Source organism: Streptomyces sp. RK9 (assembly GCF_045070545.1).
Classification (GTDB): Bacteria; Actinomycetota; Actinomycetes; order Streptomycetales; family Streptomycetaceae; genus Streptomyces; species Streptomyces alboflavus.
Genome location: NZ_CP173704.1, coordinates 637,532 through 656,640, shown reverse-complemented (window position 1 = coordinate 656,640; position 19,109 = coordinate 637,532). Strand labels below are relative to the sequence as shown.

Sequence of the window (19,109 nt, the reverse complement as noted above, 5' to 3'; positions counted from 1 at the left end):
CCCGTACCCCCTCCCGCTCCCCGCCCACGCCACACCTTGACGCCCTTCTGGCGTGCCGACGGCCACGTCCCGCAAACCGGCGGCCGAGGGAAACCCCCAGCTCACAGGGGTCGTGGTGGTGCGGCCCGGCGCCCCGGGCACCGCACCGAACCCCCCGTGGCACCATCAGGGTGCCAAGCGGGGTTGCATTGGCGCCATAGTGATGCCATGCTGGCGTCATGGACAGCACGGCTCCAGGGGCTGAGAACGCCGGCCCGCCGGAGTGACGCAGGACAACCCATCCGCCCGCTGCCACCAGCGGGTCCGCACACCTCAGCTCAGACAGGACGGCCATGCCTACTTTCGACACCCCCGAGCCCCTCTCCGCCCTCATCGAGTTCGAGATCGGCACCGCCCGCATCTCCGCCGGCAAGCGCCTCGACACCGTCGTCTCGGTGCTCCCGAGCGACGGCCGCGAGGACGTCGACGTGAAGGCCGCCGAGCAGGTCCAGGTCACGTGCAACAACGGCCGCCTGGTCGTCAAGGGCCCCAAGAAGCGCTCGCTGTTCGGCAAGGGCGGCTCGATCGAGGTCAGCGTCGAGCTGCCGGCCGGGTCGGACGTCCAGGGCCTCTCGCCCGCCGGCGTCTTCAGCACCGAAGGCCGCCTCGGCGACTGCCGGTTCGAGTCCGCCGCCGGTGACATCCACGTCGCGGAGGTCGGCGCCGCCTTCCTCCGGTCCGACCACGGCGACGTCCGCGTCGACCGCGCCACCGGCGACGTGGAGATCGACGCCGCGGGCCGCATCGACCTCGGCAACATCGCGGGCGCCGCCAACATCCGCAACCGCAAGGGCGACACCACGCTCGGCGAGGTCACCGGCGAGCTCCGCGTCAACTCCTCCAACGGCCGCATCGCCGTCGGCGTCGCCCACGCCGGCGTCGACGCCAAGTCGGACAACGGCACCATCAAGCTCGGCGAGGTGGCCCGCGGCCAGATCACCCTCCAGACCGCCGACGGCGACCTCGAGGTCGGCATCCGCGAGTCCAGCGCCGCCTGGCTCGAGGTGAACTCCCAGGCGGGCACGGTCCACAACTCGATCGGTTCGACCGACGGCCCCGGCCCGGACGCGGAGACCGTCCAGGTGCGCGCCCGCACCGGCCTCGGCGACATCGTGATCCGCCGCGCCTGACCGCACCCGCACGCGCAAGGACTCGTGACACGCAGAGACCGGCCTCGCATCAGCTACGGAAAGAAGAAGGAGGCGGCACGATGACTGCCACCACCGGTTTGACCGCCCCGCCGAAGGGGATCACCGCCCAGGGGCTGCGCAAGTCGTACGGCGAGAAGGTCGTACTCGACGGGATCGACCTGCAGGTCTCTGAGGGCACGATCTTCGCCCTGCTGGGCCCGAACGGCGCGGGCAAGACCACCACCGTCCAGATCCTCTCCACCCTCATCTCGGCCGACGGCGGGGACGCCCGGGTGGCGGGGCACGACCTGGCGCAGGAGCCGGACGCCGTCCGCAGCTCCATCGGCGTCACCGGACAGTTCGCCGCCGTCGACGGCCTGCTCACCGCCGAGGAGAACCTCTTCCTCATCGCGGACCTGCTGCACCTCGACCGGGCCGAGGGCAGGCGCCGCGCCGCCGAGCTCCTGGCCCGCTTCGACCTCACCGACGTCGCCAAGAAGTCCGCTTCGGAGTTCTCCGGCGGTATGCGCCGCAAGCTCGACCTGGCCATGACCCTGGTCGGCAGGCCCAGCATCATCTTCCTCGACGAGCCGACGACGGGCCTCGACCCGCGCAGCCGCCGCACGATGTGGGACATGATCCGCGACCTCGTCGCGAACGGCACCACGATCTTCCTGACCACGCAGTACCTCGAAGAGGCCGACCAGTTGGCCGACCGCATCGCGGTCCTCGACGGCGGCAAGATCGTGGCCGAGGGCACCGCGGACGAGCTGAAGCGCCGCATCCCCGGCGGCCACATCAAGCTCCAGTTCAACGACGTGCAGCACATGAACGCCGCCGCCCACCGCCTCGCGCTCTCCACCGTCACCCGCGACGACGAGGCGCTGAGCCTGCAGATCCCCAGCGACGGCAGCATCCCCGCCCTGCGCGCGGTGCTCGACGTCCTCGAAGGCGCCGGCATCCACGCCGAGGCGTTGACGGTGCACACCCCGGACCTGGACGACGTGTTCCTGGCTCTGACGGGGCAGGGCCGCAAGTCCACCTCTGACGTGAGCAGCGCGACCGCTGTGAAGGAGGCTCAGCGATGAGCACCAACTCGTACGCCGTGCGTGACTCGATGACGATGCTGCGCCGCAACCTCAAGCACGCGCAGCGCTATCCGTCGATGACGATCTCGGTCGTCGCGATGCCGATCCTGATGCTGCTGCTGTTCGTGTACGTCTTCGGTGGCGCGCTCGGCGGCGGTATCGACATTCCCGGTGTCGGCGGCGGCGGTGACCGCGGTGACTACACCAACTATGTGACGCCCGGCATCCTGTTGATGGCGATCACTTCGGGTGCGGTGTCAACGGCGGTGGCGGTGTGCTCGGACATGACCGAGGGCATCATCAACCGTTTCCGCACCATGGCGATCTCGCGGGCCTCGGTCCTGGTCGGTCATGTGGTCGGCAATGTCGTGCAGACTCTGATCAGTCTGGTCCTGGTGATCGGTGTGGCGCTGGCGGTGGGTTTCCGGCCGAACGCGAACGTGGTGGAGTGGCTGGCCGCGATCGGCCTGCTGGTCTTCCTGGCGTTTGCCCTGGCCTGGATCTCGGCCGCGATCGGCCTGGGCTCGGACAGTGTGGAGACGGCCTCGAACGCGCCGATGCCGCTGACGTTCCTGCCCTTCCTGGGCTCGGCGGTCGTGACCCCGGACTCGATGCCGGCGGGGATCCGCTGGTTCGCGGAGTACCAGCCCTTCACGCCGATGAACGAGACCCTGCGCGGTCTGATGCTGGGCACCGAGATCGGCAACGACGCCTGGATCGCCCTGGCCTGGCTGCTTGGTCTCTCCATCGTCGGCTACCTGTGGGCCAAGGCCTCCTTCAACAAGGACGCCAAGCGCTGAGCCCCGCGGGGCACCGCGGCACCACCCCCGACAGAACCACCGCACTCCTCAAGTGGGCGGCTTCCCGACCTGGGAAGCCGCCCACTCGCACGTGTACGCCCGGGCCCGCCACCGCTCCGTATCATCTGCGCATGTCTCAGTCGGAGTACCAGCGGAAGCTGCGGGCGCGCTACCTCGACGCGCCCGTCGTGCCCGCCCCCGAGCCCTGGCAGCTCGTGCCGGGCGGCATGATCGCCGTCGGCGGGCTGCTCGGCATCGGCTTCGCCGTGTGCCCCGGCAGCGGGCGGGACCTGGTGATGGTGGTGTCGAGCGACGGACACGGCCTGTTCGACGCCGTCACCGGCGAGAAGATCGCGCGGGACCGCGACCCCGACCCCGAGACCAGCACGCCGGACGACTCCCCGGACCTCACCTGCCCCGGCCTCGGCCCGGTCGCGGGCACCCCCGTCCACATCGCGGGCCTCTTCGGCGGCGGCCTGCACAGCACGTCGTCCGACGGTTGGACCGTGTCCGTCGTCAGCCCCGACTGGCCCTGCCACCGCGTGGTCCTCGCCGCGGGCGACAGCCTCCACCGCGGCGCGGCCGGTGCGACGTGGTGGCACGTCCTGCACGCCCGGTACTCGGAGTTCCGCGCCGCCGGGTTCTCCCCGTCAGGCCGCACCCTGGCCGTCGCCACGAGCAGCGACCTGACGCTGTGGACCCGCCGACGGGAGCCCGCCGACCGCTGATTGGTCGGCCGCCGACCGTTGGCCGCCGACCGTGCTGTCAGTCGTCGAGCCCCGTGACGTCGGCGACGACGCAGCTGACGTTGTCGGGGCCGCCGGACCCGTTGGCGAGGGCGACGAGTTCGCGTACCGCCTGCTCGGGGTCGGGGACCGACGCGAGCGTGCGGTGGATGTCCGCGGCGGGCACGACGGCCGAGAGGCCGTCGGAGCAGAGCAGGAAGCGGTCGCCCCGGCGGGCGTCGTGCAGACGCATGTCGGGGGTGGCCTCGGAGTCTCCGGCGAGGGCCCGGATCAGCAGGGAGCGCTGCGGGTGCGAGCCGGCCTCCTCGGGGCGCAGCCGCCCCTCGTCGACCATCGACTGCACCAGCGTGTGGTCGTGGGTGATCTGGAACAGCTCCTCGTCCCGCAGGACGTAGGCGCGGGAGTCCCCGATGTGGACGAGGGCCAGCTGGGATCCGGTCCACAGCATGGCGGTGAGCGTCGTGCCGACGTCCTGCGGGGACGGGGTGGACCCGGCGGCGGCGCGCACGGCCTGGTTCGCCTCGTCGACGGCGTCCGCGAGGGCGTTGAGGAGGCTGCCCGCGGGGACGGTGTCGCTCTCCAGGCGTTTGAGCACGTCGACGGCGGCCGCTCCCGCGGCGGTGCCGCCGCTGCCGTAGCCGTCGGCGACGGCGAGCAGCCGGGAACCGGCGTAGGCGGTGTCCTGGTTGGTCTCGCGGACGAGGCCGGTGTCGGACAGCGCGGCGTAGCGGATCGCCAGGGGCCCGGTGGGCTGGGTCATCATGGGGTCCTTCCAGGACAGGTGGTCGACGAGGAAGGCGGCGAGGTCGCGGCGGGCGGCGGTGTCGGCCTCGACCCCGGCCCAGAACGCCCGGATCTCCTGGGCCGCCGCGGCCGGCTCCAGGGCGCCGACGCGCCGGATGCGGGCCAGCGGCATGCCGAGGCGGCGCAGCCACGCCACCAGGCGGGCCTGGTCCAGCTGGTCCGGGGCGTAGAACCGGTAGCCGGTCGCCGGGTCGACGCGGGCGGGGGTCAGCAGGCCGAGCTCGTCGTAGAGCCGCAGCGCCTTCGGCGACAGCCGGGACGCCTTCGCGAACGCCCCGATGGTCAGCAGCCCCATGCCCGCACCCCTCCTCGTGCCGGGCCCGTCGCCCGGCTCCACCGATGCTGGGGCTTTCCCCAAGGTGAAGGTCAATCCTGCGGCACCGCGCAGGCCTCGGCGACGGCGGCCGTGTCCCAGTAGAAGGGGTCGACCTCGGTGATCCGGCCGTGCGCGACCTTGATCGTCTGGAGGATGGGGAAGTCGAGTGCGCGTCCGGTGGTACGGGCGACTGCGTGCACCCGGGTGCGTACGACGGCGGTCGTGCCCGTGGCGAGGAACTCCTGCTCGACCATGTCGAACACCGCCCACACCCGGCTCATCGCGAGGAAGAACCGCTCCATCCCGGCGTGCCCGCGCCAGACGCCGCCGTAGGGCAGCTCGGCGGCCTGGCGCAGGACGACGTCCGTCGAGAAGTAGGGCGCGAGCAGGTCGAAGGAGGCCGCGCCGGGGCCGCCCGCCGCCAGGTACTTCGCCTCGGCGGCGTACATGCCGGTGAGGACGGCTTTCGGGTCCGGGGTGCCGGCCGTGTCCGGGGTGCCCACTGTGTGCGTGGTGTGTGAGTTCGCCATGCGCGCAGCCTGCTCGGCGGGGCTGGCGCGCGCTGGCGGACATCGGACGTCGAGGTGCGCGGGGCGCGGGCCTCAGACGCCGAGCAGCTCGGCCACTCCGGCCAGGGACGTGACCTCGTGGGAGTGGTAGAAGGGCGCCGACGGCTCGGTGCCGCGGTTCACGTAGACGCGGTTCCGCACGCCGAGGTCCGTCGCCGACTGGAGGTCGTAGCGGGGGCTCGAGGACACGTGCAGGGTGTCCTCCGGGCGGCAGCCCAGCTGCTCGTACATGAACTCGAACGCGCGGAGCCGCGGCTTGTAGGCGCGCGCCGTCTCCGCCGTGTACACGGCGTGGAAGGGCGCGCCGAGCTTCGCGGCGTTCCGGTCGGCGTGGCTGTCCGCGGCGTTGGAGAGGATGACGAGCGGGAAGCGCGCGGCGAGCCTCGCGAGGGGCTCCGGGACGTCGGGGTGGGGTCCCCACTCCGGGATCGCCGCGAAGATCCGCGCGGGGTCCTTGGGCCGGTACGCGACGCCGGTGCTCGCGCAGGCCCGCTCGAAGGCGCGCGCCAGCACCTCGTCGTACGGCCGCCAGTCGCCCATCACCTCGTCGAGCTGATAGCAGCCGAACCGGTGCAGGAACGCGTCCAGGACCTCGGGCGGGGCGATGTCCTGGACGGCCTCCCGGGCGGCGGCCCCGATGGCGAAGTCCGTCAGCGTCCCGTACATGTCGAAGGTGATGAAGGCGGGCTCAAGGCGGCTCAACTGGCTCTCCTCTGACTCTCCTTGTGAAGGGCGGGCCTTTCGGCAACCGAGGGGGTGGACGGGTTTGTTCCGGGGTGCCGTCGGGCGGGGCGGGGCTCAGGGGGGAGGCCGAGGTGTTCCTCCGAGGTGTTCCTCGGTCGCTGGGCGTAGGCCCCGCGCCCCATGCGCGCGATGAAACCCCTGGTTAGGGTCGGTCTCCATGCAGAACACGGGAATCGTCCGGCGCGGGGCGGCGGAGCGCAGGCGGGACACACTGGAGCGGCTCGCCGCCGAGCGGGACGTATGGGTGTCGACCGCGCACCCCGAACGCGGTCCGCACCAGGTGCCGTTGTGGTTCCTGTGGGACGGGCGGGCCCTGTGGATGTGCACCGGCGCCACGTCCGTGACGGCCCGGAACGTCCGCGACGAGCCACGCGTGCGCCTGGCCCTTCCGGACACCTTCGACGTCGTGCTCATCCAGGGGGAGGCGGAGTGCTTCCCGGACGGCGAGGTCCCCGAGGAGGCGGCGGAGGCGTTCACCGCCAAGTTCGGGTGGGACCCGCGCGCGGAGGACGCGGCGTATCTGTACGTCCGTGTGGTGCCGAGGACGGTGCGGGCCTGGCGGGGGGAGCCGGAGCTGCGGGGGCGGGTCGTCATGCGGGACGGGGAGTGGCAGGAGTAGGGGGGCCCGGGGCTTGTTCGGCGGGTCGCGCCGGACAAGCCCCGGCCCTCAAGCGTCCAGGAGCCTTTCAGGAGCCCTCAGGACGGCTCAGCGCTTGAGCGTGAACGTGAAGCCGTCGGAGACCTTGCCGCCGAGACGTACGGCCGACACGACCTTCCCCTCCTCGGCCAGCCTCCCGACCTCGGCCCGCGAGAGACCGAACCCGTCGGCGATCAGCCGCACCGGCCTGACGGGTATCCGCGCCGCGAACCGCACCGCGACGTCGACGACCTCGCGGTCCAGGTGATCCGATCCACCGGTGTCGAGGCGCCAGGCCCCGCTCCAGTCGAGGGCGACGCGGTTGCGGCGCAGCAGCGCCGGGTCCTGGAGCAGGTCGGCCGCGAGGACGGGGTCGTTGGCGTGCATCCGGTCGAGCAGCCCGGGCCGTACGGAGCGCACCCGCACCCGCTCCATGACCGTGAGCTTCGCGGTCTCCCCGCAGCCGGCGCAGAGCACGAGGAGCCAGGCGTCGAGGAGCTTGTGGTGCGCGTTGACGCGGAACTTGCCGTCGGCCCGGAAGCGCCCGGACGCGCACGCGTGACAACGGCGGAGGACAGAGGGCAGGCAGGTGGGCATGACCACCCAGCGATTGAGCACAGAAGTACACCGATCTCAGTGAGAAATCCGCAGCAAAAAGGAGCGCGGCGCACAGGCGCGACGCGCGACAGATCAGCTCTCGGGAGGTCTCACGCGGTGTACAACGGCACGTCCTCACTCAGACGACTCGGCTGGGCAGCACGCTAGACGCGCGTGGCCGCGCTTCTCCAGCGGTTTTCCGGCAGCCCGCCCCCGCAGTGACTTGGCGCACTATTGCAAGCGGCTTGCTTGCAATAGTTAGCGACAGGGGTGCAGTATCGGAGCATGGCATCGCTCAACGTCGGCAGTCTCGGGGAGTACCTGCGTGAACAGCGGCGCACCGCGCAGCTGTCGCTCAGGCAGCTCGCCGATGCCGCCGGGGTGTCGAATCCGTATCTGAGCCAGATCGAGCGCGGGCTGCGCAAGCCGAGCGCCGAGGTTCTGCAGCAGGTCGCGAAGGCGCTCAGGATCTCCGCCGAGACGTTGTACGTCAGGGCCGGGATCCTCGACGAGAAGGAGCGGGACGAGCTGGAGACGCGCGCCGTCATCCTCGCCGACCCGTCCATCAACGAGCGGCAGAAGCAGGTGCTGCTGCAGATCTACGAGTCGTTCCGCAAGGAGAACGGCTTCGCGACCTCGGCGGACGCGGACGACACCGACCAGGACGCGTCGGGGGACGCGGGTGTCCGGGCCGACGGCAGTGACGACGACGCGCCACCCACACGCAAGCAATCCGCGGGCGAGCCTTTCCAGGGCGAGCAGTCCTAGGACGGGCGGCCCGCAAGCCGAAGCGAATCCGGGAGGACCATTCGCCATGCCCATCACCGACGACGTGCGCAAGACCATCACCGACCCCAAGCCCCTCTACTTCGTCGCCGGCAGCGCCGAACTGGCCTATCAGCAGGCCAAGAAGGTGCCCGGCATCATCGAGCAGCTCGCCGCCGAGGCCCCGGCGCGGATCGACGCCGTCCGCAGGACCGACCCCAAGGACGTCCAGGACAAGGCCGCCGCCCGCGCCAAGGAGGCGCGTGACGTCATCCAGTCCCGGGTCGGCGGGCTCATCAGCAACCTCGACACCGACCTGAAGAAGATCGGCGAGGGCGCCCAGGACCTGGCGCTGCGCGGCGTCGGCGTCGCCTTCGAGTACGTCGTCCAGGCGCGCGAGAAGTACGACCAGGTCGCCGAGCACGGCGAGCAGACCGTGCGCGCCTGGCGCGGCGAGGCCGCGGACGAGCTGGTGGAGCTTGCCGACACCGTCGAGCCCGACCCCGAGCAGTCGGCGCAGGCCGAGCAGGCCGAGCAGGCCGAGCAGGCCGAGCAGGCCGAGCAGGCCGAGGGTGAGAGCGGAGCCCAGGGCTCCGCCCGTAAGACCACCGCGGCCAAGAAGCCCGCCGCCGACAAGCCCGCCGCCAAGAAGACCACGGCGAAGAAGACCACGCCGCCCGCCAAGTAGGGCGTCCGTCGACTGACGGGGCGTCGGATCATCGGCGCCGCACCGGGCCGGGCACTCTCGGAGTGCTCGGCCCGTTGTTCGGGTAGCGGGTACGGTGACTGCGTACGTCGCGTAGGGACTCGCCGAGACTGGTGGTGGACGTTGTGCTGATGCAGGGGTTCTCGAACCTCATGTGGCTGCTGTCGCTTGCCCTGATCGCGTTCAGCGGCTTCGCGCTGCTCGACGCGGCGATCCGACGCGAGGACGCCTATCGCGCGGCGGACAAGAAGACCAAGCCGTTCTGGCTGATCATCCTCGGGATCGCCTTCGTGGTGAACCTGCTCTTCCCGATCCTGTCGTTCCTGCCCATCATCGGCCTCATCGCGACCATCGTGTACATGGTCGACGTGCGGCCCGCGCTGCGGCAGATCACCGGCGGGGGCGGCGGCCGCCGCGGCTCCAGCAGCGACGGTCCGTACGGGCCGTACAACGGCGGACGCTGAGGGTCGCCCCGCGCCCGGAAGGGGCGCGGGGAACTGCGCGACCAGCCCCCACCGGCCCGCAGGATCGGACCGCGCACCCCAGCGAAGCGTCTCAGCGAGCCCGGTCCAGGAGCAGTACGGCCACGTCATCCGTAAGGTCACCGCCGTTGAGGTCCCTGACCTCATTCACGGCGGCTTCCAGAAGCGCGTCCCCACGCAGGCCCGCCGCCATCTGGCGGCGCACCATCTCCACCATGCCGTCCTGCCCGAGCCGCTGGTTGCCCTCGCCGATCCGGCCCTCGATCAGGCCGTCCGTGTACAGCATCAGGCTCCAGCTGCCGCCGAGCTCCACCTGACGACGCGGCCAGCGGGCGCGCGGCAGCAGGCCGAGCGCGGGGCCCCCGTTGTCGTACGGAAGCAGCTCGGCGGGGCGGCCCGGGCGCGCGATCAGCGGTGACGGGTGCCCGGCCAGGCACAGGCCGGCCCGGCGGCCGTCCGGCGCGATGTCCACCGTGCACAGCGTCGCGAAGATCTCCTCGTCGGCCCGCTCGTGCTCCAGGACCCGCTGCAGCGTGGAAAGCAGCTCGTCGCCGCACAGACCCGCGAACGTCAGCGCCCGCCAGGCTATGCGCAGCTCCACGCCGAGCGCCGCCTCGTCGGGCCCGTGCCCGCAGACGTCGCCGATCATCACGTGCACCGAGCCGTCGGGCATGCGCACCGTGTCGTAGAAGTCACCGCCGAGCAGCGCACGGGAGCGGCCGGGGCGGTAGTGGGCGGCGAAGCGCAGCGGGGAACCCTCGAGGAGCGGCGTCGGCAGCAGGCCGCGCTCCAGGCGGGCGTTCTCCTGCGCGCGCAGCCGGGACTCGGTGAGCTGGCGCTGGGCGGCGTCGGCGCGCTTGCGCTCCACCGCGTACCGGATGGCGCGGCTGAGCAGGCGGCTGTCCAGCTCCTCGCGCAGCAGATAGTCCTGCGCGCCGACGCCCACGGCCTGCGCGCCGATCTCGGCGTCCCCGGACGCGGTGAGCGCGAGGACGGCGTGGCGCGGGGCGAGGCGCAGGACGTGCTTGAGGACGGCCAGCTCGTCGGGGGCGGCCTCGGTGTCGGCCGCGGGCTCGCGGTCCTTGCCGTGGGAGGGCTCGGGGCTGGGGGAGCTGGTGCCGGGGGTGCCTGGAGTGCCAGGGGTGCTGGGGGTGACAGGGGTGCTGGGGGTGCCAGGGGCGCCGCCGGGGCGGCTGAGGCCGCTCGGGCCACCGGCGCCGCCGGGGCCGCCAGGTCCACCGGAGCCGCCGGGTCCACCGAGCCCGCCATGGCCGCCGGGCCCACCGGGACCCCCGAAGCCGCCCGCCTGCCCGCGGCCGGGCAGGGCCAGGTCCAGCAGGATGCAGTGCACGTCGTCCGTGAGCAGCCGCTCGGCCTCGGTGAGGTTGCGGGCGGTGCGGATGCGGATGGGTTTGCCCGCGGCGTCCAGGAGCTCGGGCACGCTCAGGGAGCCTGCCGGGTCGTCCTCGATCACCAGCAGGGTGAGCCCGGTGCCGTTGCCCACGGGGCTGCTGACCATGGGGTCGCTCCCTATGGGGTCGTCGTCCGCGAGGCCGTCGCGTACGGATGTGTCGCGTACGGGTGCGTCGCGAACCGGGTCGGTGCCCGTGGGGTGGTGGGCGGTGGGGGCGGTGCCTTCGGTTGTCGGCGCCGCCTGAGCCTGACCGCCTTCCGCGGCCGGGTTCGCTCTCTGCCGCGGTATGGGTACGGGCATCGTGTGAATCCTTCCCTCCCCCCGAGGGCATGGCGGGGCGACGGTCGCACGCCCCACCAGACGGGGACCATAGCGTCACCCGGGGCGTGTGTGGAATGCCGTGCGGCACGCGGCCGACGGCATATGCCGCATCCTGGACCGCATTTGGGCACGAACCCGGTCCGCCTGGGATGACGAACGTCACGCCGCGAGGGTTGAGCGGGGCGCGGGGCCGTGCGCTGGGTCACAGTGCGGACCCGGCCGATGGACCGGCCGAAGGATCGGCCGACGGACCGACCGGCGGACCCGGTCGACAGGCCCGGTCGGCGGGCCGACCCGCCCGAGCCCGCCAAGGCCGTCCCGCATGGCTCATATGTCCTACTTGTCCGGCCGCACGACCCCGAGTATCTCCATCGAGCCCGCCCCCGCGAGCGTCACGCTGCGCCCGGGGCGGGGCGCGTGCACGATCGCTCCGTCGCCCACGTACAGCCCGACGTGGCTCGCGTCCTTGTGGTAGATGATCAGGTCGCCGGGGCGCATGTTCTTCACGTCCACGCGTGGCAGCCGCTTCCACTGCTCCTGCGAGGTGCGCGGGATGCCCTTGCCCGCGGCCGCCCAGGCCTGGGACGTGAGCCCCGAGCAGTCGAACGACTTCGGGCCCTCCGCGCCCCATACATAGGGCTTGCCGATCTGCGCCGTGGCGAACGCGATCGCCTTCTTGCCGGGGGAGGTCGCCTCGCCCTTGGCGTCCTTGAGTATCCCCGTGTCCACCCAGGCCGACTGCTGCCTCAGCGCGGCCTCCTCCTCCAGCTTCCGCAGCCGCTCGCGCTCCTTCTTCTCCAGGCGCGACTCCAGCTTCTCGGCGGCGGCGATCTTCTTCTTGACCTTCTTCTTCGCCTCCGCCTTGGCCTTTCGGTTGGCCTCCAGCTTCCGCCACTGCGCGGAGGCGTCCTTGGCGTACGTCTTCAAGTCCGCCTGGGTGCGGCTCATTTCCGTGAGCATGGCCTTCGTCGCGTGCTGGCCCTGGCGCAGCCGGCCCGCGCCGTCGAGGAAGCGGCTCGGGCTGTCGCTGAGGAGCAGCCTGGCCTCGTCCGGGACGCCACCGCCGCGGTACTGCGCGCGGGCCGCGGCGCCCGCGCGGGCCTTGAGTCTGTCCAGCTTCGTCTGGCCCTTGTCGATGGATCTGGCCAGGCGGACGATCTCCTCCGACTGCTTCTCGGCCTTCTCCTCCGCGGCGTTGTACGCGTCCGTGGCCGTGCCCGCCTCGCGGTAGAGCCGCTCGATCTCCTTGCGGACCTTCTCCAGGGAGCCGTTCGACGGGGGAGTGGGCTCGGCCGGGCTCGCGAACGCCGTGCCCGGCGCGGCGAGCACCGCGGCCGCGCACGCGCAGACCAGTGCCACGGCTGTCGTCGTCGAGTGCCTCTTGCCGGTCACGCCCGCCACCCCCAAAGTTGATTTACCGTCAGTAACTTCTCGGTGTTCCCGGGATGGTGCCATGCCGGTGCCGAATGCGACAGAGTCGCGTGACAACTCCGAACTCCCACCCGTCACATGTGACGAACCGCACGCGAAGATCGTTCCCCGCAGGTCAGGGGGTATGCGCGGCACAATTCCGGCACGTGGGCCGGGGGCAGAGCCCGCGCCGGACCCGCCGCCGCCCACCGGCCGCCGCCGCGCCGGATCCACCCCCACCGCCCACGGCCGCCGTGCCGGAGTCGCCCCCGCCCTCACCCCACCGCCGCGTTCAGCCCCGCCCCGGCGCCAACGCCCCCCACGCCACCGTCACTTCCCCCTGCCGCCACCGCGAACTCCGGTCCACCACCGGCCAGTCCGCCGCCAGGTCCCGCACCGCCCGCAGCCACCGCTGCCGCGCCCCGTACGCCGCGTACGGCGCGGCCGCGGCCCACGCCCGGTCGAAGTCGCGCAGGAACGCGTGCACCGGCTCGCCCGGCACATTGCGGTGGATCAGCGCCTTCGGCAGCCGCTCGGCGAGGTCGGACGGGCGGTCCAGGGAGGCGAGGCGGGCCGCGAAGGTGACCGTGCGCGGGCCCTCGGGGCCGAGCGCGACCCACACGTGCCGCCGCCCGATCTCGTCGCACGTGCCCTCGACGAGGAGCCCGTCCGGGGCGAGCCGCGCGCACAGCCGCTCCCACACGGCGGCGACCGCGTCCTCGTCGTACTGGCGCAGCACATTGGCCGCGCGGATCAGGAGCGGGCGTGCGGGCAGCGGCACCTCGAAGCCGCCGTGCCGGAAGGTGAGGCCCTCGCGCGCGTAGGGCAGGGCCGCCGCCACCCGCTCCGGGTCGATCTCGATGCCGACCACGCGCGCGTGGGGGGCGGCGGTACGCAGCCGGAGGAGCAGCTCGACGGCGGTCCAGGGTGCGGCGCCGTAGCCGAGGTCGACCGCGACCGGCTCGTCCGCGCGGCGCAGGGCGGCGCCGTGGGTGGCGGCGATCCAGCGGTCCATGCGGCGCAGCCGGTTGGGGTTGGTGGTCCCGCGCGTCACGGTTCCCACAGGTCGGGAGGGGGGACGGGGGGCACGCGGGGTCATGAGGGCAAGCGTAAGCAAGGGGCGCGGCCGCGAGGGCCAAGGTAATGCTTTGGCAAAGAGGAAATGGAGGTGAAGCTTCCGGTGTTGCTCCTCCAGGAGGCCCGCACCCGGTCTCCGCCTCGTCGTGCCCGCCGTCAAGGCCAAGGAGGACCGCCACGTGAGCCACTACGTGACCAGGCTCGGCCGTCTCTCCCCATCCTCGTCCGCGAGGATCCGGCTGCCGGGCTCCACCCGCAGGCCCCGCAGGGTCGCCATGCTGAGTGTGCACACCTCACCGCTGCACCAGCCCGGCACCGGCGACGCGGGCGGCATGAACGTCTACATCGTGGAGCTGGCCAAGCGCCTGGCCGCGATCAACATCGAGGTCGAGATCTTCACCCGCGCCACCACCGGCGCCCTGCCGCCCACCGTCGAACTGGCGCCCGGTGTGCTCGTGCGCCACGTCGACGCGGGCCCCTACGAAGGCCTCGCCAAGGAGGAGCTGCCCGCGCAGCTGTGCGCCTTCACGCACGGCGTGATGCAGGCCTGGGCGGGCCACCGGCCCGGCTACTACGACCTGGTCCACTCGCACTACTGGCTCAGCGGCCACGTCGGCTGGCTGGCCGCCGAACGCTGGGGCACCCCCCTGGTGCACGCCATGCACACCATGGCCAAGGTCAAGAACGCCGCGCTCGCCGCGGGCGACACCCCCGAGCCCACCGCCCGCGTCATCGGCGAGACCCAGATCGTGCGCGCCGCCGACCGGCTCATCGCCAACACCTCCGAAGAGGCCGACGAACTCGTCCGCCACTACGAAGCCGACGCGGGCAAGGTCGCCGTCGTCCACCCCGGCGTGAACCTGGACCGCTTCCGCCCCGCCGACGGGCGCGCCGCCGCCCGCCACCGCCTCGGCCTCCCGCAGGACGCCCTGATCCCCCTGTTCGCGGGCCGCATCCAGCCCCTGAAGGCCCCCGACGTGCTGCTGCGCGCCGTCGGCGTGCTCCTGGGGGAGCGGCCCGAGCTGCGCTCGCGGATCGTCGTGCCCGTCGTCGGCGGTCCCAGCGGCAGCGGCCTCGCCAAGCCGGAGGGCCTGCAGAAGCTGGCCGCGCGCCTTGGGATCGCGGATGTCGTACGGTTCCAGCCGCCCGTCGGCCAGGAGCAGCTCGCGGACTGGTTCCGGGCCGCCTCCGTGCTCGTGATGCCGTCCTACAGCGAGTCCTTCGGGCTCGTGGCCATCGAGGCGCAGGCCGCGGGGACGCCGGTGCTCGCCGCCGCGGTGGGCGGGTTGCCCGTCGCCGTGCGCGAGGGCGTCACCGGGTTCCTCGTGTCCGGCCACGAACCCGCGCACTACGCGCGCGTGCTGCGCGACTTCGCCGACTCTCCACAGCTTGTGGACCGCATGGGCGCGGCCGCCGCCCGGCACGCCGAGTCCTTCGGATGGGGGACCGCCGCGTCCGCCACGGCCGACGTGTACACCGCCGCCGTGCACGATCATCGCCGTCACGTACGCTCGCACCATGGCTGACGTTGCTGGCGGGGCGCCCTCCGAGGTGATCGAGCGGGCGCTGGACGAGGCCGAGCTCGAGTGGGAGTCCCCCGAGCCCGGGGCGTACGTGGTGAAGCTGCCCGGCACGCGCAAGCTCTCCACGACCCTCTCGCTCCGCGTGGGCAAGCACTCCCTGTCCCTCAACGCCTTCGTGATCCGTCGCCCCGACGAGAACCACGAAGGCGTCCACCGGTGGCTCCTGGAGCGCAACCTCCGCCTGTACGGCGTGGGTTACGCCATCGACTCCCTGGGCGACGTCTACGTAGCCGGCAAACTGCCGCTCGCCGCCGTCACCCCCGACGAACTCGACCGCCTCCTCGGCTCCGTCCTCGAAGCGGCCGACGGCTCCTTCAACACCCTCCTGGAACTGGGCTTCGCGACAGCCATCCGCAAGGAGTACGAGTGGCGCGTCGCCCGCGGCGAATCCACCCGCAACCTGGACGCGTTCACGCACCTGACGCAGCCGAGGTAGCCCCACGTGGTCACGCAACAAGGCCCCCACCCGCGGAGAATCCGCAGGTGGGGGCCTTGAACGTGAGGGGCTACTTCTTCTTGCCCTGGGTCTTGTCAGGGATCTTGGGGAGCTGGGTTCATGCTGGCCAGGGGCGGCAGCCCTGTGCGCCTGGTAGTCGTCGTTGGCCACTGTTGAGCAACCTCGGACGGCCCAGCCTGGCCTGGTGCGATGCCTCGTTCGGCTGACGGCCAGCACATTCGTCGTGGGCAATCTCAGCCTCAGCCGACGAAAGCCTGCCATGACGGCGCGTCACTCGACCGACCCGGCAGGCGTGTGCTCGCTGCACCCCGCCTCCCCTCAGCCACGCTGATGCTGTTGTCGGCCAGGCAGCGGGGTCTGCGAAAAGAGGCCTCAGCGACCACACTCGCCGTAGTTGCCAGTGCCGGGCAGATCCCGGAGGCCTGGTCGGCGCTCCTCGTTCTCCTGACCGGCACGGCTGGTACTCCTTCAGAGCCAACCTTGCCTTCCTATGGATACAGGATGACTCCCGGCGCTACGCTGTTTTCTTAGCCCTAGGAACTCTGAGTGTGCGGGAGTTGCGGTGACCAGTGCCTTCGAAATTGGCCGCAATGAAATGCAGAGGCTAGTCGACTCGTTCTCTGGCAACGCAACAGGGCCTCATAATGAAGCCACGACACGCCTGCGTGTGATTGATCGTATCTTCTTTGACATCCTCCAATGGCCGAAAGAGCAATGTGTGGCCGAGGAAAGTCATGAGGGGAAGTACATCGATTATGGATTTGGCATTCCACGTCGCCAGATGATCGTGGAAGCCAAAAGGGAGAACGCTTACTTTGAGCTTCCTCTAGACAAGGGATCACGTACGGTCTCTCTGCCCTCACTCGCCAAGAAGGACGGAAATCTAGATGCGGCACTAAGGCAAGTAGGTAGTTACTGCACGGATCGAGGAGTTCCGATTGCCGTCGCCTGCAACGGTCATCAGATCGTTGCATTCATCGGAAGCCGAGTGGATGGAGTGCCGCCAACACACGGGAAAGCGATTATCTTCCGGACTCCGGGCGAGATGCTTGCTGATTTCATGACGCTTTGGAACTGCCTTTCATATCCTGCGATCGAAAGGAAGTATCTTCAAAGCATCTTGAACCAGGAGGCTCTCCCGCCAGCGCCGGAAAAAATTTCTCGCAGACTGCTTCACTTCCCCGGTGTTAAGAAGCGTAATGAACTGGAGCACGAGCTCCGAATTCTCGGCGAGATCTTTCTTCAGGATCTCGTCAAAGATGCAGAACTTGAGCAAGATTTCTTGAAAGAGTGCTACTGCAGCAGCGGTGCTCTATCCCAATATGCCCTCATCAGTAAGGACATCCTCAGGAATCGTTACAGTGCATCAGGGGAAGGGAAAGTCAAAACCGTAACTGCAGCAACGGGAAAGGGGAAAGCTGGCGTATCGAAGGACCTACTGAGCGCCGTAATCGCTAAGAGCGTCACTCAGCGTCCAGTGATTCTGTTGGGAGACGTCGGAGTGGGCAAGACGAGTTTCATCAAAAATCTCGTCGCGGTCGAGGCAAGTGAGGAACTGAAGCGAGGAATTGTCCTGTATGTGGACTTCGGGCGGGAACCAGCACTCAGGAAAGACTTGCAAGAGTACGTCCTTGATTCTTTCGAGAGGCAACTGCAGGATAAGTACGGACTCAACCTGAGAAGTGACTCCTTCGTTCGTGGGATCTATCACGGTGATCTCCTGGCGATGCGTGAGGGTATCTGGGGGCCACTGAGAAAGGCGGATCCAACGGCCTACCTGATGAAGGAGGTCGAGATGCTAGCGGAGAAGCTTGATAACAAGGTCGGGCACCTAAAGCGCGCTGTCGAGCATCTTATCTCAGGAGAAAGGAGAACTGTTGTCGCATTCCTGGACAACATCGATCAGAGACAGGATGACTTCCAGGAGGAAGTGTTCCTAATTGCGCAAGGGCTTGCTGAGTCCTGGCCCATCACTTGCTTTGTTACGCTCAGGCCCTCCACGTACAGCAAGAGTCGAAGGCAAGGCTCTCTTAGTGCGTATCAGAATCGAGTTTTCACAATCTCCCCTCCTCGTATCGATCTAGTGGTGCGCAAGAGGCTTGAATATGCACTGCACAAGTTGATCAATGGTGGACTCCTCGCGCTATCCAGCGAGGGAATTTCGGTTGAAAGCAATATGCTCCGCGAGTATATTGAGGTTCTCATTCAGTCGATGGAGCGAAACCCTTCTTTGGCTGAATGCATCGATAACGTGAGTGCCGGAAACGTTCGGGATGCACTGGACTTGCTAACGAGTTTCGTCGGAAGCGGTCACGTGGATACAGGGAAAATCCTGGAGATCAAACTCTCCAGAGGGCGCTACTACGTGCCTTTGCACGAGTTCTTGCGGGCAGTAATCTACGGTGACAATGAGTTCTACTCTCCGGAGAACTCGTTTGTTGCGAACATGTTCGACATCACATCCCTTGATTCGGCAGAGCACTTCCTAACCCCATTCATGGTGGACTACTGCCTGAGGTCATCTCAAAACCCCCATGCAGATAAGGGATACATTCCTGAAGAGCAGGTCTTTTCGCACTTGAATTCACTGGGTTATCATGATCAGCAGATTTCCTCTGCCCTCGCGCGAGCCGAGCAATCGAAGTTGTTTGACTTCGCCTCGGCCGACCAGGCCTCTCCTGCTCGGGTAAGGATCACTCAAAGAGGTGCTTACATTTTGCGCAAGTTGATGCCCAAGTTTGTTTACGTTGATGCTGTAGTCACTGACACCCCAATCGTGGACGAAGGGTTTCGTGAACTCATCTGGGATGCGCGATACATTGGAGATCGGCTGGAGCGTGCCAGGCACTTTGCAGGCTACTTGGACACTTGTTGGGAAGATGCGCCCCGTGTGACAGGAGGATTCAGCTGGGCAGATGGGTCTGCAGAGCTGTGGCGAGACATCGAAAATGTCACGGAACGATTGGCTAGACGGGCAAGCGACTACGGTCGATGATGCGAACTGTGGGCCGTGGAGCCGACCGCCCCAGCTACGACGTTCCTCTTCTCTCGCATTAGGCGGCTGAACGCCAAGAGCGCGGTACGGGCGCCGGCCGGGCTGGAGCGGGGCGGAGACAGGAGCGCAGGCCCGGCCGGGGGCCGGGCCGCGCGCGGAGGGCGGAGCGAGCCGCCTTGAAAAACCAGTAGAGAAAGTTGTAACTCAGTCGGTCGCGTGAGGCTTGAAGTCGTGCGTGCACGGTGGGAGTTCAAGGGCCTCGTGGCTGTCTGCGAGGGGCAGGAAGAGCACCGGGTGCACCGTCCATGTGATGCGCGTGCTGGCGTAGGTCACCGACGCCGTGCAGGGCTCCGAGCGGAGGAGGGCTCGCCGGGTGTCGATGCGGCTTTCGTAGAGCCAGCCCCAAGTCTCTTTCGGCACAGCTGGGTT

General features: G+C 69.4%; 18 protein-coding genes. 11 read left to right on the top strand and 7 right to left on the bottom strand.

The annotated features are described in order from the left end of the window. Window positions 1-332 precede the first annotated feature (332 nt). The 4 genes from AB6L24_RS23025 (at window position 333) to AB6L24_RS23010 (ending at window position 3,785) form a co-directional block, all read left to right on the top strand. Window positions 333-1,169, top strand: coding sequence for a DUF4097 domain-containing protein (locus AB6L24_RS23025; RefSeq protein ID WP_385718155.1), 837 nt, complete (start codon window positions 333-335; stop codon window positions 1,167-1,169). Window positions 1,170-1,249: 80 nt separating this feature from the next. Beyond that, window positions 1,250-2,257, top strand: coding sequence for an ATP-binding cassette domain-containing protein (locus tag AB6L24_RS23020; protein ID WP_405657897.1), 1,008 nt, complete (start codon window positions 1,250-1,252; stop codon window positions 2,255-2,257). Continuing rightward, window positions 2,254-3,057, top strand: a complete 804-nt coding sequence (locus tag AB6L24_RS23015) for an ABC transporter permease (protein ID WP_405652769.1) — start codon at window positions 2,254-2,256, stop codon at window positions 3,055-3,057. The genes AB6L24_RS23020 and AB6L24_RS23015 overlap by 4 nt, the downstream gene beginning before the upstream one ends. 131 nt (window positions 3,058-3,188) lie before the next feature. After that, window positions 3,189-3,785 carry a hypothetical protein gene (locus AB6L24_RS23010; RefSeq protein ID WP_405657894.1) on the top strand — a complete coding sequence of 199 codons (597 nt, stop codon included), beginning with the start codon at window positions 3,189-3,191 and terminating at the stop codon, window positions 3,783-3,785. Between the two features lie 37 nt (window positions 3,786-3,822). Here AB6L24_RS23010 and AB6L24_RS23005 read toward each other — a convergent pair whose 3' ends face one another. The 3 genes from AB6L24_RS23005 to AB6L24_RS22995 form a co-directional block, all read right to left on the bottom strand. Next, entirely contained in the window at window positions 3,823-4,902 is a 1,080-nt protein-coding gene (locus AB6L24_RS23005; protein WP_405657891.1) for a protein phosphatase 2C domain-containing protein, read from the bottom strand. A 71-nt stretch (window positions 4,903-4,973) separates the two neighbouring features. After that, entirely contained in the window at window positions 4,974-5,453 is a 480-nt protein-coding gene (locus tag AB6L24_RS23000) for a nuclear transport factor 2 family protein (RefSeq protein ID WP_405657888.1), read from the bottom strand. Between the two features lie 72 nt (window positions 5,454-5,525). After that, window positions 5,526-6,194 carry a haloacid dehalogenase type II gene (locus AB6L24_RS22995; RefSeq protein ID WP_405657885.1) on the bottom strand — a complete coding sequence of 223 codons (669 nt, stop codon included), beginning with the start codon at window positions 6,192-6,194 and terminating at the stop codon, window positions 5,526-5,528. A 199-nt stretch (window positions 6,195-6,393) separates the two neighbouring features. On the opposite strand from AB6L24_RS22995, the gene AB6L24_RS22990 reads away from it, so the two are divergent. Beyond that, complete coding sequence (locus tag AB6L24_RS22990) at window positions 6,394-6,855, top strand: pyridoxamine 5'-phosphate oxidase family protein (protein WP_405657882.1); 462 nt, start codon at window positions 6,394-6,396, stop codon at window positions 6,853-6,855. An 87-nt stretch (window positions 6,856-6,942) separates the two neighbouring features. Here the strand turns inward: AB6L24_RS22990 and AB6L24_RS22985 are convergent, their stop codons facing one another. Further along, the gene (locus tag AB6L24_RS22985) at window positions 6,943-7,470 is read right to left on the bottom strand and encodes a DUF1062 domain-containing protein (RefSeq protein ID WP_405663266.1); all 528 of its coding nucleotides are present in this window, start codon (window positions 7,468-7,470) and stop codon (window positions 6,943-6,945) included. A gap of 285 nt (window positions 7,471-7,755) precedes the next feature. Here AB6L24_RS22985 and AB6L24_RS22980 point away from each other — a divergent pair, with 285 nt between their 5' ends. The 3 genes from AB6L24_RS22980 (at window position 7,756) to AB6L24_RS22970 (ending at window position 9,405) form a co-directional block, all read left to right on the top strand. Continuing rightward, a complete protein-coding gene (locus AB6L24_RS22980) occupies window positions 7,756-8,238 on the top strand; it encodes a helix-turn-helix domain-containing protein (RefSeq protein WP_405657879.1) in 483 nt (160 codons plus the stop codon). Between the two features lie 46 nt (window positions 8,239-8,284). Beyond that, complete coding sequence (locus tag AB6L24_RS22975) at window positions 8,285-8,923, top strand: hypothetical protein (RefSeq protein WP_405657876.1); 639 nt, start codon at window positions 8,285-8,287, stop codon at window positions 8,921-8,923. Between the two features lie 149 nt (window positions 8,924-9,072). After that, the gene (locus AB6L24_RS22970) at window positions 9,073-9,405 is read left to right on the top strand and encodes a DUF2516 family protein (RefSeq protein WP_030362193.1); all 333 of its coding nucleotides are present in this window, start codon (window positions 9,073-9,075) and stop codon (window positions 9,403-9,405) included. A gap of 91 nt (window positions 9,406-9,496) precedes the next feature. Here the strand turns inward: AB6L24_RS22970 and AB6L24_RS22965 are convergent, their stop codons facing one another. The 3 genes from AB6L24_RS22965 to AB6L24_RS22955 form a co-directional block, all read right to left on the bottom strand. Continuing rightward, the gene (locus tag AB6L24_RS22965) at window positions 9,497-10,942 is read right to left on the bottom strand and encodes a PP2C family protein-serine/threonine phosphatase (RefSeq protein ID WP_405663264.1); all 1,446 of its coding nucleotides are present in this window, start codon (window positions 10,940-10,942) and stop codon (window positions 9,497-9,499) included. A 552-nt stretch (window positions 10,943-11,494) separates the two neighbouring features. Continuing rightward, window positions 11,495-12,559 carry an NlpC/P60 family protein gene (locus AB6L24_RS22960; RefSeq protein WP_405657873.1) on the bottom strand — a complete coding sequence of 355 codons (1,065 nt, stop codon included), beginning with the start codon at window positions 12,557-12,559 and terminating at the stop codon, window positions 11,495-11,497. Window positions 12,560-12,860: 301 nt separating this feature from the next. Next, window positions 12,861-13,667, bottom strand: coding sequence for a class I SAM-dependent methyltransferase (locus AB6L24_RS22955; RefSeq protein ID WP_405657870.1), 807 nt, complete (start codon window positions 13,665-13,667; stop codon window positions 12,861-12,863). A 157-nt stretch (window positions 13,668-13,824) separates the two neighbouring features. On the opposite strand from AB6L24_RS22955, the gene mshA reads away from it, so the two are divergent. The 3 genes from mshA (at window position 13,825) to AB6L24_RS22940 (ending at window position 18,680) form a co-directional block, all read left to right on the top strand. After that, window positions 13,825-15,171, top strand: a complete 1,347-nt coding sequence (gene mshA, locus AB6L24_RS22950) for a D-inositol-3-phosphate glycosyltransferase (RefSeq protein ID WP_405657867.1) — start codon at window positions 13,825-13,827, stop codon at window positions 15,169-15,171. Continuing rightward, window positions 15,164-15,664: a YbjN domain-containing protein gene (locus AB6L24_RS22945; protein ID WP_405657864.1), complete on the top strand. Its 501-nt coding sequence runs from the start codon at window positions 15,164-15,166 to the stop codon at window positions 15,662-15,664. Before mshA ends, AB6L24_RS22945 begins: the two co-directional genes overlap by 8 nt. Window positions 15,665-16,403: 739 nt before the next feature. Further along, window positions 16,404-18,680 carry a hypothetical protein gene (locus AB6L24_RS22940; protein ID WP_405657861.1) on the top strand — a complete coding sequence of 759 codons (2,277 nt, stop codon included), beginning with the start codon at window positions 16,404-16,406 and terminating at the stop codon, window positions 18,678-18,680. Window positions 18,681-19,109 lie beyond the last annotated feature (429 nt).

Excerpts from the sequence above, each read along its gene's own strand:
- AB6L24_RS23025 (WP_385718155.1), top strand. The coding sequence starts at position 333 with ATGCCTACTTTCGACACCCCCGAGCCCCTCTCCGCCCTCATCGAGTTC.
- AB6L24_RS23020 (WP_405657897.1), top strand. The coding sequence starts at position 1,250 with ATGACTGCCACCACCGGTTTGACCGCCCCGCCGAAGGGGATCACCGCC.
- AB6L24_RS23015 (WP_405652769.1), top strand. The coding sequence starts at position 2,254 with ATGAGCACCAACTCGTACGCCGTGCGTGACTCGATGACGATGCTGCGC.
- AB6L24_RS23010 (WP_405657894.1), top strand. The coding sequence starts at position 3,189 with ATGTCTCAGTCGGAGTACCAGCGGAAGCTGCGGGCGCGCTACCTCGAC.
- AB6L24_RS23005 (WP_405657891.1), bottom strand. The coding sequence starts at position 4,902 with ATGGGGCTGCTGACCATCGGGGCGTTCGCGAAGGCGTCCCGGCTGTCG.
- AB6L24_RS23000 (WP_405657888.1), bottom strand. The coding sequence starts at position 5,453 with ATGGCGAACTCACACACCACGCACACAGTGGGCACCCCGGACACGGCC.
- AB6L24_RS22990 (WP_405657882.1), top strand. The coding sequence starts at position 6,394 with ATGCAGAACACGGGAATCGTCCGGCGCGGGGCGGCGGAGCGCAGGCGG.
- AB6L24_RS22985 (WP_405663266.1), bottom strand. The coding sequence starts at position 7,470 with ATGCCCACCTGCCTGCCCTCTGTCCTCCGCCGTTGTCACGCGTGCGCG.
- AB6L24_RS22980 (WP_405657879.1), top strand. The coding sequence starts at position 7,756 with ATGGCATCGCTCAACGTCGGCAGTCTCGGGGAGTACCTGCGTGAACAG.
- AB6L24_RS22975 (WP_405657876.1), top strand. The coding sequence starts at position 8,285 with ATGCCCATCACCGACGACGTGCGCAAGACCATCACCGACCCCAAGCCC.
- AB6L24_RS22970 (WP_030362193.1), top strand. The coding sequence starts at position 9,073 with ATGCAGGGGTTCTCGAACCTCATGTGGCTGCTGTCGCTTGCCCTGATC.
- AB6L24_RS22965 (WP_405663264.1), bottom strand. The coding sequence starts at position 10,942 with ATGGTCAGCAGCCCCGTGGGCAACGGCACCGGGCTCACCCTGCTGGTG.
- AB6L24_RS22955 (WP_405657870.1), bottom strand. The coding sequence starts at position 13,667 with ATGACCCCGCGTGCCCCCCGTCCCCCCTCCCGACCTGTGGGAACCGTG.
- AB6L24_RS22945 (WP_405657864.1), top strand. The coding sequence starts at position 15,164 with ATGGCTGACGTTGCTGGCGGGGCGCCCTCCGAGGTGATCGAGCGGGCG.